Annotated in this window: 14 protein-coding genes and 1 pseudogene; 11 read left to right on the top strand and 4 right to left on the bottom strand. The window is 72.0% G+C overall.

What is annotated here, in order from left to right; translation table 11 throughout:
- Window positions 1–3 precede the first annotated feature (3 nt).
- Genes JIX55_RS19370 through JIX55_RS19330 form a run of 9 tightly spaced genes read left to right on the top strand, consistent with a single transcriptional unit; the run spans window position 4 to window position 11,133 of the window.
- Window positions 4–639: a degT/DnrJ/EryC1/StrS aminotransferase gene (locus tag JIX55_RS19370; RefSeq protein ID WP_257564568.1), complete on the top strand. Its 636-nt coding sequence runs from the start codon at window positions 4–6 to the stop codon at window positions 637–639.
- Window positions 636–1,955: a DegT/DnrJ/EryC1/StrS aminotransferase family protein gene (locus tag JIX55_RS19365; RefSeq protein ID WP_257564567.1), complete on the top strand. Its 1,320-nt coding sequence runs from the start codon at window positions 636–638 to the stop codon at window positions 1,953–1,955. The genes JIX55_RS19370 and JIX55_RS19365 overlap by 4 nt, the downstream gene beginning before the upstream one ends.
- Window positions 1,948–3,030, top strand: coding sequence for an N-acetyl-gamma-glutamyl-phosphate reductase (gene argC / locus JIX55_RS19360; protein WP_257564566.1), 1,083 nt, complete (start codon window positions 1,948–1,950; stop codon window positions 3,028–3,030). The genes JIX55_RS19365 and argC overlap by 8 nt, the downstream gene beginning before the upstream one ends.
- Window positions 3,027–5,087, top strand: coding sequence for a M20/M25/M40 family metallo-hydrolase (locus JIX55_RS19355; protein ID WP_257564565.1), 2,061 nt, complete (start codon window positions 3,027–3,029; stop codon window positions 5,085–5,087). The genes argC and JIX55_RS19355 overlap by 4 nt, the downstream gene beginning before the upstream one ends.
- A complete protein-coding gene (locus tag JIX55_RS19350; RefSeq protein ID WP_257564564.1) occupies window positions 5,084–5,905 on the top strand; it encodes a thiamine pyrophosphate-dependent enzyme in 822 nt (273 codons plus the stop codon). Before JIX55_RS19355 ends, JIX55_RS19350 begins: the two co-directional genes overlap by 4 nt.
- The gene (locus JIX55_RS19345) at window positions 5,902–7,284 is read left to right on the top strand and encodes a hypothetical protein (protein ID WP_257564563.1); all 1,383 of its coding nucleotides are present in this window, start codon (window positions 5,902–5,904) and stop codon (window positions 7,282–7,284) included. The genes JIX55_RS19350 and JIX55_RS19345 overlap by 4 nt, the downstream gene beginning before the upstream one ends.
- Before the next feature lie 32 nt (window positions 7,285–7,316).
- A complete protein-coding gene (locus JIX55_RS19340) occupies window positions 7,317–8,570 on the top strand; it encodes an ATP-grasp domain-containing protein (protein ID WP_257564562.1) in 1,254 nt (417 codons plus the stop codon).
- Window positions 8,567–9,910 carry a hydrolase gene (locus tag JIX55_RS19335; protein WP_257564561.1) on the top strand — a complete coding sequence of 448 codons (1,344 nt, stop codon included), beginning with the start codon at window positions 8,567–8,569 and terminating at the stop codon, window positions 9,908–9,910. Before JIX55_RS19340 ends, JIX55_RS19335 begins: the two co-directional genes overlap by 4 nt.
- Complete coding sequence (locus JIX55_RS19330; RefSeq protein ID WP_257564560.1) at window positions 9,907–11,133, top strand: MFS transporter; 1,227 nt, start codon at window positions 9,907–9,909, stop codon at window positions 11,131–11,133. The genes JIX55_RS19335 and JIX55_RS19330 overlap by 4 nt, the downstream gene beginning before the upstream one ends.
- Window positions 11,134–11,223: 90 nt before the next feature.
- On the opposite strand, the pseudogene JIX55_RS19325 reads toward JIX55_RS19330, so the two are convergent.
- Both JIX55_RS19325 and JIX55_RS19320 read right to left on the bottom strand, forming a co-directional pair.
- Window positions 11,224–11,316, bottom strand: a pseudogene (locus JIX55_RS19325) (transcriptional regulator); the annotation flags it as partial.
- 3 nt (window positions 11,317–11,319) lie between these two features.
- Window positions 11,320–12,261 carry a GlxA family transcriptional regulator gene (locus JIX55_RS19320; protein ID WP_257564559.1) on the bottom strand — a complete coding sequence of 314 codons (942 nt, stop codon included), beginning with the start codon at window positions 12,259–12,261 and terminating at the stop codon, window positions 11,320–11,322.
- A 71-nt stretch (window positions 12,262–12,332) separates the two neighbouring features.
- Here JIX55_RS19320 and JIX55_RS19315 point away from each other — a divergent pair, with 71 nt between their 5' ends.
- Window positions 12,333–13,223 (top strand): NAD-dependent epimerase, encoded by an 891-nt coding sequence (locus JIX55_RS19315; RefSeq protein WP_257564558.1) that lies wholly within the window; start codon window positions 12,333–12,335, stop codon window positions 13,221–13,223.
- Between the two features lie 9 nt (window positions 13,224–13,232).
- Here JIX55_RS19315 and JIX55_RS19310 read toward each other — a convergent pair whose 3' ends face one another.
- Entirely contained in the window at window positions 13,233–13,487 is a 255-nt protein-coding gene (locus tag JIX55_RS19310) for a hypothetical protein (RefSeq protein WP_257564557.1), read from the bottom strand.
- 72 nt (window positions 13,488–13,559) lie between these two features.
- On the opposite strand from JIX55_RS19310, the gene JIX55_RS19305 reads away from it, so the two are divergent.
- Entirely contained in the window at window positions 13,560–13,775 is a 216-nt protein-coding gene (locus JIX55_RS19305) for a hypothetical protein (RefSeq protein WP_257564556.1), read from the top strand.
- 457 nt (window positions 13,776–14,232) lie between these two features.
- On the opposite strand, the gene JIX55_RS19300 is transcribed toward JIX55_RS19305, so the two are convergent.
- Window positions 14,233–14,880: a class I SAM-dependent methyltransferase gene (locus JIX55_RS19300; protein WP_257564555.1), complete on the bottom strand. Its 648-nt coding sequence runs from the start codon at window positions 14,878–14,880 to the stop codon at window positions 14,233–14,235.
- Between the last annotated feature and the right edge of the window lie 67 nt (window positions 14,881–14,947).

Raw genomic sequence — 14,947 nt, 5'->3', positions numbered from 1 at the left:
CACATGGAACTGTTCGACACCGCAACCGTGCTCACCCGCGTCCTGACCTCGGGCGTGGTGATGAGCATCGAGAAGAGTGACCGGGAGTTGCCCGGTCTCGAACGACTGCTGACGAAGAAGACGGGGCGGAGCAAAGCCGTCCTGCTCAACAGTCGTACCGGGGCGATACACGCCGCCCTGGCCGGTCAGGGGATCGGGCACGGAGACAGCGTCGCGCTCGCGGAGCCCGACGCGGAGACCTCCGCGTTCCTCGCCTGGCTCGGCGTGCAGGTGACCTCGTACGACGGGCCCGCCGCGTACGACCACATCGCGCTGGACCCGGCCAACGCCGACCGGCTCGGCGAGCTGGCCGCGGGGGCCACCGCGCCGGCGCTGGTGGTGGACCTGACCGGCCTCGGCTTCGGTCCGGCCGCCGCCGTGCTCACCGACGACCCGCGACTCTGGGCCCGCGCCGAGCGGCTGAAGATCTTCGGCGCCTACGACCTGCGGACGATGTGGACGCAGGAGGAGGCGGACGCCGAACTCGTGCCCGGAGTGCAGTTCAACTACCGCCTCAGCCCGCTGGTGGCCGCCTGTGTGCGGATGGCCCTGACCCAGGCGGCGCGACCCGCCGCGACCTCCGGAGCGACCCAGTCATGATCACCGATTTCCCGAACTCGCCGCTGCCGCTGCCGAATCCGGCGGACCTCGACGACGAACTCGCCGCCCTCGGCGGTGGCGAGATCATCCCCAAGGCCATGCGCCGCACGCTCTTCCCGGTCATCACCAAGGAAGACGTGTTCAACCTGATGCTCGCCCAGCGGCAGGCGCCCGAGAAGGTCGTCGCCGACTTCGCCGAGGCCTACCGGGCATATGTGGGCGCCGGGTACGCGCTGCCCACGGCCAGCGGTACGTCCAGTCTGCACATGGCGCTCGTGGGCGCCGGGGTGCGGCCCGGTGACGAGGTCATCGTGCCGGCGTTCACGTTCATCGCCACCGCGCAGGCGGTCGTCGCGGCCCACGCCATCCCCGTGTTCGTCGACGTCGACCCGGTCACGTACTGCATGGACCCGGCCGCCGCGGCCGCCGCGATCACCGAGCGGACCCGGGCGCTCATGCCCGTCCACGTCCACGGTCTGCCCGCCGACGTTCCCGCCCTGCGCGCCCTCGCCGACCGGCACGGCATCGCCCTCGTCGAGGACGCCTCCCACGCGCACTCCGCCAAGATCGGCGACCGCGTCGCCGGCTCGTTCGGCGACGCGGCCGGGCAGAGCCTCATGGCCGACAAGAACTTCCCGCTCGGCGGCGAGGGCGGCATCGCCTTCTTCGCCGAGGAGGAGTCGTACGAGCGGGCCGTCTCCTATCTCGCCCGGCACGGCATCGACTACGGGATGTCCTGGGTCGCCGCCGCCTTCGGCAGCAGCCAGCTCAAGCGGCTGCCGTACTACGACGAGATCCGGGCCCGTAACGCCGCGCTGCTCGGCGAGGCGCTCGACGGGACCGGCCTGTTCACTCCGCCGCATGTGCCGGACGGGCACGTCCACGCGTACAACATGTACCGGATCACCCTGCGTCCCGAGGACGTGGGACTGGGAGACCTGCCCGTGTACGCCGTCAAGGAGGCCGTGCACGAGCTGCTGGTCGCGGAGGGTGTGCCGGCCCGTGAGTGGCAGAACACGCCCATTCCCTGCCATCTGCCCTTCCGGAACCGGGACGGGTTCGGCAACGGCTATCCGTTCAGCCTCAACCCGGGGGCCGTGCGCGACCACCGGCCGGAGGACTTCCCCGTCACCCTCGGCATGCTCGACTCCACCCTCGTCCTCTGCCGAGAACTGCGCTCCCCGGTCGAGTACGAGCGGATCCTGCGCTACGCCGACGCCTTCCGCAAGGTCGCCCGCCGCCCGGACGCCATCCGCAAGCTCGTCGAGGACCGCGACTACGTCCGGCCGTACGAGAAGGCGGCCCGCCTTGGCTGACACCGACCTCAACACGTATGCGCACGACAAGATCCGCGTCGCCGTCGTCGGTGCCAGCGGATACACCGGGGGCGAGGTCATCCGGCTGCTCCTGGAGCACCCGAACGTGGAACTCGCCTTCCTCTCCGCCGAGCGGGCGGCCGGTGCCGCCATCGGTGCGGTGCACCCGTGGCTGCGCAACCATCCGAAGGCGGGCGGGCTGAAGTTCCGGCCGCTGGCAGAGCTGGCGGACGTCGACCCCGTCGATGTGGCCTTCGGGTGTCTGCCCACCGGAGCGCTGCCCGAGCGGTTGCCGTTGATCGCGGCGCACGCCAAGCGGGTGCTGAACCTGGGCGGTGACTTCCGGCTGCGGGCCGAGGACGAGGTGCGGGCGCACTACCCGAAGACCGCCGAGCATCCGCCGCTGGAGGACTTCGCCTACTACGTACCGGAGTTGAGCGCCGGGATACCGGACGGGCGGTTCGTGAACCTGCCCGGCTGCATGGCCGTCACGACGATCTACGCCCTGTATCCGCTGTTCGCCGGGGCCGAGCCCCTCGCGACCGACAAGGTCGTCGTCGACGCCAAGACCGGCTCCACCGGCGGCGGACGTGGCAGCAACGAGCCTCCCGCCGAGCGCAGCGGGAACTTCCGGGTGCACAAGCTGTACGGGCACCGGCACGCGCCCGAGGTCCGTCAGGCCCTCACCGACTTCACCGGCGCGGCCGTGGACCTGCGGTTCTCCACCCACAGCCTGGACGTGGCCCGGGGCATCCTGGTCACCGCGTACGCCGAACTCCGCGACGGCGTCACCTCGTTGGACGTCAAGCGGGCCTACGCCAAGGCGTATGTCGGCAAGCCGTTCGTACGGGTCCGCCCGGCGCCCAAGGCGCCGCAGGACTTCCCGATGCTCAAGGCGGTCGTCGGCTCGAACGTCGCCGAGGTCGCCATCGCCGTCCAGGGCGGCCAGGTCGTCGCCGTCGCCGCCCTCGACAACCTCATCAAGGGCGCCGCCGGCCAGGCCGTCCAGGCGATGAACCTCATCAGCGGCTTCGACGAGACGGCCGGCCTGCCGACGACGGCGGTGTCACCATGACGACGCAGATGGAAAGGCCGACGGGGGCGGGAATCGAGCCTCCGGCTCACCTCAACGCCCCGGCGACGGCCCCGGTCCCGGCTCCGACCTCGGTTCCGGCTCCGGTCTCGGGTCCGGTTCCGACCTCGGCTCCGGTTCCCGCCTCGCAGGCCGTCCCCGCCCCTGCCCTCACCCCCCAGCCGACCCGCCGCACCCTCACGCCCACCCGCCCCCTCTACGTCATCAAGGCCGGCAGCGCCACCCTCGACCGCGGCACCATCCACAAGGAGCTCGCGGACCTGGTGGCCCGGGGCGCCCGCGTGCTGCTCGTCGCGGGCGGGGCCACCGGGATCGAGCGGCACTACGACGCCATCGGCCGGCCGATGCCCCAACTCCGGCTGACCAGCGGTGACTCGGTGCGCTACTGCCCGCCGGAGGAGATGGCGCACCTGGTGGACGCCTACGAGCGGGTCACACTGCCCGCCGTGGAGCGGGACCTGCGGGCGCTCGGGCTGAGCGTGTTCACCTCCGTCGCCGCGCGCGGCGGGCTGGTGACCGGCAGGGCGAACCGTCCGCTGAAGGCGTTGTCCGCCGAGGGCCGGACCGTGGTCGTACGCGACCACCGGGCCGGGGTGCCGACGGAGGTCGACACCCACGGGCTGACGGCGCTGCTGGAGGCGTACGACGTCGTGTGTCTGTCGCCGCCGGTCGCCGACCCGGCCGGTGGTGCCCCGCTGAACGTGGACGCCGATGTGCTCGCCGCCGTCCTCACCGGCGCGCTCGGCGCCGACCATCTGCGGCTGGTCACCGGTACCGCCGGGCTGCTGACCGACCCGGCCGACCCGGACTCGACGCTGTACGACGCCTATCCGGGCGAGGGCGCGAAGTACGCGGGCGGCAGGATGCGGCAGAAGGTGCGGGCCGCCGAGATCGCCATGAAGAACAGCGGCGCGGACGTCGCCATCACCGGCCCGCACACGATGAGCGAGCCGTCCTGCTGGACCCGGTTCTGGCGGACGAAGGAGCCGGCGGCCGATCTCGGGCTGCTCACCCGGGTGGCGTGCGTGCCGTCGGTCTCGCGCGACGAGGCCGAACTCGCCGTCTACCTGGCGGAGTGGTGCCGGGAACGCGGCATGGACGCCCATGTCGACGAGGCGGGCAATCTGGTCGCCACCCGTGGCGACGGGCCCCGGCGGCTGCTGCTGCTCGGCCATCTCGACACGGTGCCGCACCACTGGCCGGCCGAGTGGCGTGACAACGAGCTGTGGGCGCGGGGCAGTGTCGACGCCAAGGGCAGCCTGGCGAACTTCCTGGAGGTGCTCGCCCACGCGGACATCCCCGAGGACGCCCAACTGCGCGTGGTCGGCGCGGTGGAGGAGGAGATCTCCTCCTCCAAGGGTGCCTTCCACGTGCGCGACCGGTACCCGGCCGACGCCGTCGTCATCGGCGAGCCCAGCGGCTCGGGGACCCTGACCCTCGGCTACTTCGGGCTGTTCAAGCTCCGGGTGACGGCATCCGTGGCCAGCGGCCACTCCGCCGGGATGGACGCCGTGTCGGCGCCGGACCACCTGATCGACGTGCTCGGCCGTATCCGGACCTCGGTGCTGGCCGAGGCGCCGGACGCGCTCAGCGCGGTCATCGACGTCCAGGTGGAGAACGGGCGGGAGCGCAGCACCGCCACCGGGATCCTCAACTTCCGGGTGCCGCCCAAGGTCGAGGTGGCGGCGCTCACAGCCGCCGCGCTGGGCCATGTCCGCGACGACGTGCGCGTCGAGGTGCTGCGGGCCACCCCCGGGCACGCCGGCGGCCGGTCCAGTGCCCTGGTCAAGGTCTTCACGCGGGCCTTCGCGCAGGCCGGGATCAGGCCCCGCTTCGTGGTGAAGAAGGGCACGTCCGACATGAACACGCTGGCCACCACCTGGCGCGACGTGCCGATGGTGGCGTACGGGCCCGGGGACTCCGCGCTCGACCACACCGACGAGGAACGCATCGACCCCATGGAGTACCGCACCGCCCGCTCCCTGCTCGCCGACGCGGTCCACCGGTGGTTCGCCCTGTCCGAGGGGAGCCGACGATGACCACGGCCGTACTCGAGGAGACCCTGGTCGGGGACGACCTGGTGGCCACCCTCACCGAACGCGCCGTCCTGGCCCGCCGGCTGGTCGTCGACATGGCGGCGAGCCCGCGTGGCTGCCACCTCGGCGGCAGCCTCTCCGTCCTCGACATCCTGATCGCCGCGCTGCACCGCGCCGCCGGCGACGACGGCACCGAGGTGGTCCTCAGCAAGGGCCACGCGGCCGCCGGTCTCTACGCGGCCCTGCACGTCAGCGGCATCCTGCCGGAGAACCCGGCCCCGCTGTACGGCCTCGCCGGCCACCCCTACACCGGCCATCCCGGCCCCAAGGTGCCCGGCGTCCGCTTCCCCACCGGCAGCCTCGGCCACGGCGTTCCGTACGCCGCCGGCTGGGCGCTGTCGCAGCGGATCGGCGGGGGGAACGGGCTCGGCATCGCGGTCGCCGGGGACGGCGAACTGCAGGAGGGCCTGGTCTGGGAGACCTGCCAGGTCGCCGCCGCGCAGCAGCTGGGCAACTTCGTGCTCGTCGTGGACCGCAACGGCGGCCAGAACGACGGCATGGTCGCCGACATCTCGCCGCTGCCCCGGCTCGCCGAGCGGTTCGCCGCGTTCGGGTTCGACGTGACGGAGGTGGACGGCCACGACCTCGGGGCCCTCACCGACCTGCTGGCCGAGGACCGTTCGGCCGCCCGCAGGCCCCTGGCCGTCATCGCCGACACCGTCAAGGGCAAGGGCGTACGAGCCGTCGAGGGCAAGCCCGGCTGCCACTACGTGACCATCGACGAGGCGCGCGCCGCCAAGTGGAAGCGAGCGATCCGATGAGCCTGACAGACGAGCGGGCCGGGGTTCTGCCGGCGGGGGTGCCCGAGACCGTGTCGGGCGACGCGGCCGGGGCCCTCCCGGGCGAGCGGCCGAAGGGCGTGGCGGGCGAGCGGCCCGAACTTCGCGCCGGGACACGGCCCGTCGCCTCCGCCACCGAGACACGGCCCGTCGCCTCCGCCGGCGAGACGCGGCCCGTCGCCTCCGCCGCCGAGACGCGGCCCGTCGCCTCCGCCGCCGAGCGGCCCGAGGCCCCCGCAGGGCCCGCGTCCCTGACCGCCGAGCGGCCCGAGGCCCCCGCAGGGCCCGCGTCCCTGACCGCCGAGCGGCCCGAGGCCCCCGCAGGGCCCGCGTCCCTGACCGCCGAGCGGCCCGAGGCCCCCGCAGGGCCCGCGTCCCTGACCGCCGAGCGGCCCGAGGCCCCCGCACGGCCCGCGCCCCTCACCGACGAGCGACCGGTGACCCTCTCCGGTCGTGACGCCTACCGGGACGAGCTGACCCGGCTCGCCGCCTCCGACGACACGATCGTCTGCCTGGAGGCGGACCTGGGCGGCAAGGGACACCCCTTCCAGGCCGCCCACCCGGAGCGTTTCTTCAACCTCGGGATCGCCGAGGGCGCCATGGTCGACATGGCGGCGGGGCTGGCGGCCGGCGGCCTCAAGCCGTTCGTCAGCACCTTCGCCCCGTTCGCCGCCCTGCGCGCCGCCGAGAGCCTGAAGCTGACCCTCGGCTATCTGGCCGCCGGGGTCACGGTCGTCGCGCCGTACGCCGGGGTCTCCGGCGCCTGGTTCGGGACCACCCACCACTGCCTGGAGGACCTGGCGATCCTGCGCAGCGTGCCGGGCGTGACCATCGCGGCCCCGTACGGCGACGCCGAGATGCGCGCGGTCGTGCGGGAGGCGGTCCGCTCCGGACGCCCGCACTACATCCGTACGGGGCGCAACGCCACGTACGAGTCACTTCCGGTGCTCGGTGACGAACTCCCGCTCGTCAACTGGGAGTTCAGCGCCGCCCCCGACGCCGTCTGCCTCGTCTCCGTCGGCGAGGAAGGCACCCGGCTCGCCCTCGCCGCCCGGCGGGCCGTACCCGGCACCGCCCACGCGCACCTGGTCCACCTCGACCACGAGCACCTGACCGGGGCGGCGGCCGAACTCGCCCGCCACCACTCCCGGTTCGTGGTCGTCGAGGAGCACCGCGGGCAGGGCGGGGTCGCCGAAGCGCTGGCGCTGCTGCTGCCGGCCTGCCAGGTCACGTCCGTGAGCGCGGACCGGAGCTGGCCCTCGCAGGGCGGCGACCACGAGGAGGTCATGGCCGCGCTGGGCCTGGACCTGCCCGCCGTACTCGACGCACTGGGCCGCGCCGCCGGCCGCCCCACGAACTGATCCCACCCACCAGCCCAGCCAAGGAGCCCGACATGCACATCCTCATGATCGAATGCAACCCGAACGGCATGGCCGGCATCGCCAACGCCCTCGACCTCGGCCACGACGTCACCCTCGTCTCGGTCGACCCCGACTTCTACCTCGCCGTCTCCCCGCTCACGGAGGCCGCGTACGCGCACCCCAACTGCACCGTCATCAAGAGCGAGAAGGCCTTCTCCATCGAGGAGCTGACGGCCCTGGCCCGCGAGGTCCACGCCGAGCGCCCGGTGCACGGGGTGACCACGTACAGCGAGTACCACACGGTCCACACCGCGGCCGTCGCCGAGGCGCTGGGCCTGCCCGGGATGAGCGTCGACGGCGCCCGCAACGCCCGTCACAAGCACCTCACCCGCCTCACCCTGGACGGCAAGGGCATCCGGCAGCCGCGCTTCGCGCACGTCTCCGACCCGACGAAGGTCGAGGCGGCCGTCCGCGAGATCGGCTTCCCGTGCGTGGTGAAGCCGTCCGACGGCACCGCCAGCCTGCACGTCCTGCACCTGAAGGACGAGGACGACCTGACGGCGTACCTGGCCGAGCTGGCGGAGGTCGTCGACTACGGGCGCGGCGTCGTACGCATCCCGGACATCCTGATCGAGGAGTTCGTCACCGGTGAGCTGATCTCGGTGGAGTCCTGCGTGCTCGGCGAGGGCGAGGTCGTCAACCTCGGGCTGACCGACCGTCCGCTGAGCGGCTTCCCGCACTTCATCGAGATGGGCGCCACGTACTTCACCGGACACCCGCTCCAGGACGAGCTGTTCGAGATGACCACGAAGGTCCTGAACGAGCTGGGCGTCGACTTCGGCTTCATCCACACCGAGTTCCTGCTCGGCCCGGACGGCCCGGTCCTGTGCGAGGTCAACGGCCGGCTCATCGGCGGCATCGTGCCGAGCCTGATGCAGATCAGCTCCGGCGTGGACGCCTACCTGGAGGTCATCCGTCAGGCCCTGGGCGAGCGCCCCGAACTGCCCTTCCCCGGCGAGACGATCGCGGGCGGCCACTGGTTCGGCTCGCCGGTCGCCGGCACCGTCGAGTCCATCGGTTTCGACGGCCTGAAGGACCTGCCCGGCTTCCACAGCGCCCTCGCCTACAAGAAGCCCGGCGTCGAGGTCGGCCGCCTCTCCAAGAGCAACTTCGACTGGATCGGCCACATCATCTTCACCGGCGCCGACCGCGACGAGGTCAACAAGCGCAACGAGGAGGCCCTGGACGCCATCGACCTCCGCCTGAAGGTCGAGGTGGCCCGATGACCCAGGCCCTCCGCGGCCAGGAGGAGACGGTCACCCTGCACGGGGTGGCCGTCCCGGCCCTCGACCCCGAGGCGCTGTACGACGTCACGACGGAGAACGGCCTCTTCACCGCCTTCACGAGGGTCGGCCCCCGGCAGGGCGGCGAGCACGAACTCTGGCCCGGCTACACCGAGAGCCACGCCCACGTCTCGCTCCCCGCGAACTGGGACGACACGGTCGAGGACCCCCGGATCGTGGCCCTCCAGTACCTCTACCACGGGGTCACCCACGTGGTGGACATGTTCGGTTTCCCGCTGGTCGCCGACGCCTGGGCGGCCGGCCGGGCGGCCTCCCCGTGGCCGTACCCCGAGATCACGCACTGCGGCTACGCGGTGACGGCGACGACCGACGCCGTCGGCCGCACCGGCCACGGCGTCGAGTTCCCGGCCCCGGTGTACATGCTGGCCGTCGAGTCCGACCTGGACCACGCCCTGCGCGCCAACGCCGAACGCGGCGGCACCTTCCTGAAGGTGATGTTCACCGACGGCACGGAACAGCCGGGCAGCCCGGTGCGGTTCTCCCGACTGTCGGAGCGGGTGCTGCGCTTCACCGCCCGGATGGCCGCCGAGCGCGGCGTCACGGCGGTCATCGACTGCAACACCCTCCAGGAGACCCGCTGGGCGTACGAGTGCGGCTTCCGCCTCTTCGCCCACACCGTGCGCGACCGCACCCTCGACGAGGTCGACTGGAAGGAGTTCGAGGGGGCGCGCTTCGTCTCGACGCTCGCCGGGCTCCGGCCGATGATCATGACGGGGGAGGAGTTCCTCGCCGAGTACGGCCGCGAGGGCTTCGCCGAGACCCAGGACGTCCGCAACCTCGACTTCGTCAAGGGCATCGAGAAGCCCTACGGCATCGAGTACGGCGTCCAGGAGACCCGCACCGCCGCACTCGGCGACATGCGGCGCAACGCCCTGGCCGCGCTGAGCCGTGGCGACCTCCTGGTCGGCACCGACTCGGGCAACACCGGCGCGTACCACGGCTATTCGCTGCTCAGCGAGCTGGACCTGCTCCGCGGCGACGACGCGTCGCTCGACGGCCCTCTGCGGCACCAGGCCACGGTCGGCGGCCGCCGCTACTTCGACGAGCTGAGCGGCGACACCTCGGGCGCGCACCCGCTGCGGGTGGGTGCCGCCGCCACGTACAACCTGCTGCACGCATCCGCCCCCGACCGCGCGCTGTCGGCCCTGCCCGCCAGGACGGTCGTCGGGGGCGTCGAGATCGACCGCCCGGCTCTCGCCCGCGCCATAGCGGACCTGCGCGCTCGTACCGCCACCACTGATCCGAAGGGAAACGCCGCGTGACCATCGAACGCAGGCGGGCGCTGATCGGCGTGAACGCCGGCATCTTCCTCGCCCACATCGGGAACTTCATCTGGTTCCCCGTCCTCGTCGCCTCCCTCGGCGGCACCGACAGCGGCTTCTGGGCCGGTGTCGTGATGTGCATGACGTATGTCGGCCGTCTCGCCGCCACCTTCTTCTACGAGGGGGTCGCCGCCCGGATCGGCATCCGCGGCGCGGTGTTCGCGGGCACCGCCATGGAGGCGGTCGCGCTGGGCCTGATGGGCTTCGGCAGCGGCGTCGTCGTCTACTCCGCGCTCGCCTTCTTCATCGGCCTCGGCTCCGGCACCGCATTCCCCGGCCTGAAGAACATCCTCGTCTCGTACCCCGACGAGGAGCGCCCGAAGGCCTTCTCCACCTTCCAGATGTCCGCCCAGGTGGGCCTCTTCGGCGGCGCGCTGGTCGGCGGCCTCCTCGCCGACGTCGACCTGCGCACGCTCTTCTCGGTCGTCTTCGCCATCTTCATCGGCTTCTGCCTGGCGTCGTCGGCGTTCATCCCGAGGGACGGCTTCGGGGAGCCGCCCACCAAGGAGCACAAGCCCCCGCTGAGCACGGCGGTCTTCAAGGGCATCGAGGTCCGCGGCGCCACCCGCTACTTCCTCCTCTCCGCCGTCTTCTGGTTCCTCTCCATCGGCTTCATGGTCGGCATCCCGCTGCACATGGAGGAGTACGCGGCGGGCTGGGCCCCCTCGTCCCCCTTCTGGATCACGGGCCTGGCCGTCCTGATCCTCCAGTACCCCCTGTTCAAGTTCCTGATCAAGCACCTGCGCCCCGGCGCGGTGATGGCGCTGGGCCTGGCCGGCATGACGGTCGCCTTCACGGCCTTCGGCGCGGGCCGCACGGCCCCCTGGGTGGTCGTCGGCTGCCTCACCGTCGTCCTGGGCGAGATCCTCTTCGTCCCGTCGTTCGACATCTGGGTCGCCCGCAAGGTCCCCGCGGACCGTCTCGCCAAGGCCATGGGCGCCATGCATTTCTTCCGCAGCGCCGGCAACATGGTCGGCTCCCTCCTCGCCGGCATCCTCTTCGACCTGGCCCTCTCCTGGGACGTTCCCGGCGCCAACTGGTACGTCGCCGCCGCGATCGCCGCGGCCTGCGGGTTCATCTGCCTGTTCAGCGGGGACGAGGGCACCGCTGAGGAGACCACCGGCACGGCGGCCGAGGAGGAGCGGGCGGAGGCCCCGGCGTAGGCGACACAGGCTTCCTCTCGGCGAGAGAACTGCGCAAGCGAGCCGGCCTCACTGGGGATCGGCTCGCTCGGCGTCGCAACATGTTTGGCATCACGGTGCCTGCCGCGCTCGGCTGATCACGCGCTGGGCGTCCGCGCCGAACACGGCCGACTCGCGGAGCGTCTTCCAGGTGCGGAGGTAAGTACGTCAGCGGGAGGCACCAGTGGGCGCTCGGTTGAAGCTCGCGCGATAGGCCGTGGGAGTGAGGCCGACCCGGCCGACCATGTGCTTGCGGAGGGAGTCAGCGCTGCCCAGGCCGCTGTTCTGGGCTACCTGGTTCATGGGCAGTTCGGTCGTCTCCAGCAGTTCTTTGGCCCGGTCGATGCGCCGGTGGAGCAACCATTGGAGCGGGCTCAGCCCGGTCTCTGCGTGGAAGCGCCGGGTGAGGGTGCGCATGCTCGTCCTGGCGTGACCGGCCAGGTCGGTGAGGGTGAGCGGGCGATCGAGGTGTTCGAGCGCCCAGACGCGTGTGGGGGCGAGCGAGGTGCCGCGTTCCGGCGGTAGCGGCGTCTGGATGAATTGGGACTGGCCGCCCGGCCGTACGGGAGGGACGACCGCGAGCCGCGCGGCCGTGTTGGCGACCGCCGCGCCGTAGTCGATTCTGACCAGATGCAGGCACAGGTCGATGGCGGCGGCTGCGCCCGCAGAGGTGAAGATGCCGCCGTCCTCGACGAAGAGGAGGTCGGGCTGCACATCAATGGACGGGAAGCGAGTGGCGAGGTCGTCGGCCAGCCCCCAGTGGGTCGTGGCGCGGAGCCCGTCGAGCAGGCCGGTCTGGGCCAGTACGAAGGCACCCGTACACAGGGAGGCGATCCGCGCGCCGGCGGCCGCGGCTTTCCGCAGGGCGTCAAGGACTTCCGTGGGGGCCTGCTCGCCGCCACTGCCGACGGCGATCACCGTGTCGGCGCCCTCGACCGCGTCCAGGCCGTCCAGCACCACGATGTCGGGGCCGCCGACGGTAGGCATCGGGCCGGGCCGCGCCGCGCAGATGCGCACGTCGTAGTCCGGGACGCTGTTGAACACCATCAGCGGGATCGAGACGTCGAAGCTCAGCACGGGCGGCACGATGACTGAGGTGACGCGGTGCATGGCCAGAACCTCCGGAAGGGTGTCATTCGGGCCACTATCCTACGAGGGTGCGAAGCGGCAGCGTTGTCGGCATGAAATCTCATGTGATCGTGGGTCGCGGGGCCGCCGCGTCGAAGACCGCTCTGCTGCTGGCTGAGGACGGCGAGCGGGTTCAAATGATCAGCCGGACCGGCGGCGGACCCGAGCACCCGCTCATCGACAAGGTCGCCGCTGACGCGACCGACACCGATCGGCTCACCGACCTGACCGAGGGGGCGGACACGCTGTTCACCACCGCCGCGCCGCCGTACCACCTCTGGCCCGAGCAGTTTCCGGCCTTGTCGGCGTCGCTCCTCAGCGCGGTGAAGCGGACCGGTGTCGCGTACGTGATGCTCGGAAACCACTACGCGTATGGGCCGGTGAGCGGGCCGATAACGCCGGCCCTCCCCTTGGCCGCGACCGGCCCCAAGGGGCGGACCAGGGCGCGGGTATGGGAGGAGGCCGCCGCCTCAGGGGTGAAGGTCACCGAGGTGCGGGCTGCCCAGTTCTACGGCTCCGGCGCCGTCTCGGTGTTCAGTCTCATGGTGCAACGGCAGGTCATGGAGGGCACGCTGGCCCTGGTGCCACAAGAACTCGACGTGCCGCACAGTTACTCGGCGATCGGTGACACCGCGCGCACGCTGGTCGCCGCGAGCCGCAACGAGCAGGCGTACGGCCGAGCCTGGCACGTACCCACCTCGACCCTGTCGGTGCGGCAACTGGCCGTGCGACTTGCCGAACTCGCGGGGGCACCGGAACCGCGGATCGAAGAGATGACCGAACGCGATCTGACCCTGCTCGCGTTCACCGAGCCGTTCTGGGCGGAAATGCACGAAGTGCTCACCAAGCCGGGTGACCCGTTCGTCATCGACTACTCCGAGACCGAGAAGATCCTCGGTATGAGCGCCACTCCGGTGGACGACGTGCTCCGGGAAGTGATCTAGAGCGGCTCGTCATGCGGCCTTGGCCGGGTATTCGGTCCACGAACGGATCGGCGAGGCGGGCGCGAAGTTCGTCTTCGGGCCGGCGCGGGCATTGCGCCAGCGGACGTAGGCGGCGATGGCGGCATTCTGCTTGGAGGGGCAGGAGTCCGGCCGTGGCCTAAGCGGTGCGCGGCGGCCGGTACGGATGTGCGTGCGCTGCCCGACGGTCACCCACACCCCGGTGACCGTCGCCGAGGTGCACCAGGCCACCGGGCCCGGCTTCAACGTGTACGCCTCCCCCGAGTGCGCACTGCACTACCCGCCACTTCCGTATGTGCGCGAGGGTGGGAGCGGACGGTGAGCGCCGGGAAGCGGTACCCGCCGGCCGCGCGTCCCGTGGATCCGGAGTGGCGGTCGGCGGAGTGCGCGGTGGCCGTGCGCCCCGGTTTCGAGTACCTGCACGGTCAGTGCCGCCAGACGGCGGATGTGCCGTTGCCCGGAACCGTGGGCGTGCTGCTGATGCACCGCTGCCCGTGCTCGTGCCACGGGCAGAGCGACGAGGCCGGGAGCTGAACAGATCTGCCCCAGGCGTGCACCACGGACTCTCGATACAGCCCTCAAGGAGGAGACTTGAGGGCGCGACGCTGATCTGGTCATCGCGGCACTGAACCGGCGCCGGAGACGGGCGCCGGGGGCCCGTTCTCCGGTTCGATCCCGGGCGGACTTTCCCGCCGCTGCGGTGCTCGCCGCCGGTACCGGGGCGACGGGTTGGGGCGGGCGTCTCACGGTCGGAGCGCGTACGGCTGACCTCTCCGCCGTATGCGCGCTGCACCAGCGTCGCCCGGAGCCATGGTCCAAGGCGGCGGCCTGGCGCAGTGGCAGTCGGACGGTCGCCCGCCGGCCGACCGCATACGCCTGCACGTCGGCCCGGACGGGCAGCACCTCACCTGGGCATGACCACGAACCGACCGCTTCGGGGCCCGCGACCGCGGGAGGGTCTGGTCGGTGGCTCTGCGCCCCAGCGTCAGCGTCAGCGCCCCGGCTCGTCGCGGCGGCAGTGCAGGAAGAGATGGGGCTCGGGCTCGGCTTCGGGGTGGTCCGGGGTGAAGACGGCGCTGTGCCGGGACAGCACCGTCAGTCCCGCCGCCTCCGCCATGCCGGCGAAGTCCTCCTCGGCGAAGCTTGTCGCGCGGACCGGCCGGCCCATGAAGACCAGCTCAAGGTCCTCCACGTCCCCGGGCACGGTGGCCAGCACCAGATGCCCGCCGGGCCTCAGGGCCAGGGCCAGCCGCCGCGTCAGAGCCGACTGCTCGGCGCGGGTCATCTGCAGCAGCGAGAAGAACGCGCACACGCCGTCGAACGATTCCGTCTCCAGCGGGAGCTCCCGGATGTCGCCGCAGCGGAACTCGGCCTCGGGGACCTGACGGGCGGCGAGTTCGACCATGACGGGGGAGACGTCGACGCCCAGCACCGAGTGCCCTGCCGCGATGAGCGCGGCCGCGGTGGGCCGCCCGGTGCCGCTGCCCACGTCCAGCGTCCGCGCGGCGGGCGGCAGCCGCTCGATCAGCCACTCCAGCGCGGACAGATGCGCGGGGGCATGGGCGAACGCCTTCTCGTAGACGGGGCCCAGCGCGTCGAACAGCACTGCGGCGGGGGGCCGTTGGTCCTCGTGCCTCACGTCGGTGTCCCTTCGCTCGCCGACCCGCATCGTCGCACCCGACGGACGCGTGCCACAACGGCGGCCC

It is taken from the genome of Streptomyces sp. DSM 40750 (genome assembly GCF_024612035.1).
Classification (GTDB): Bacteria; Actinomycetota; Actinomycetes; order Streptomycetales; family Streptomycetaceae; genus Streptomyces.
This window is presented reverse-complemented; position numbering and strand designations above follow the sequence as displayed.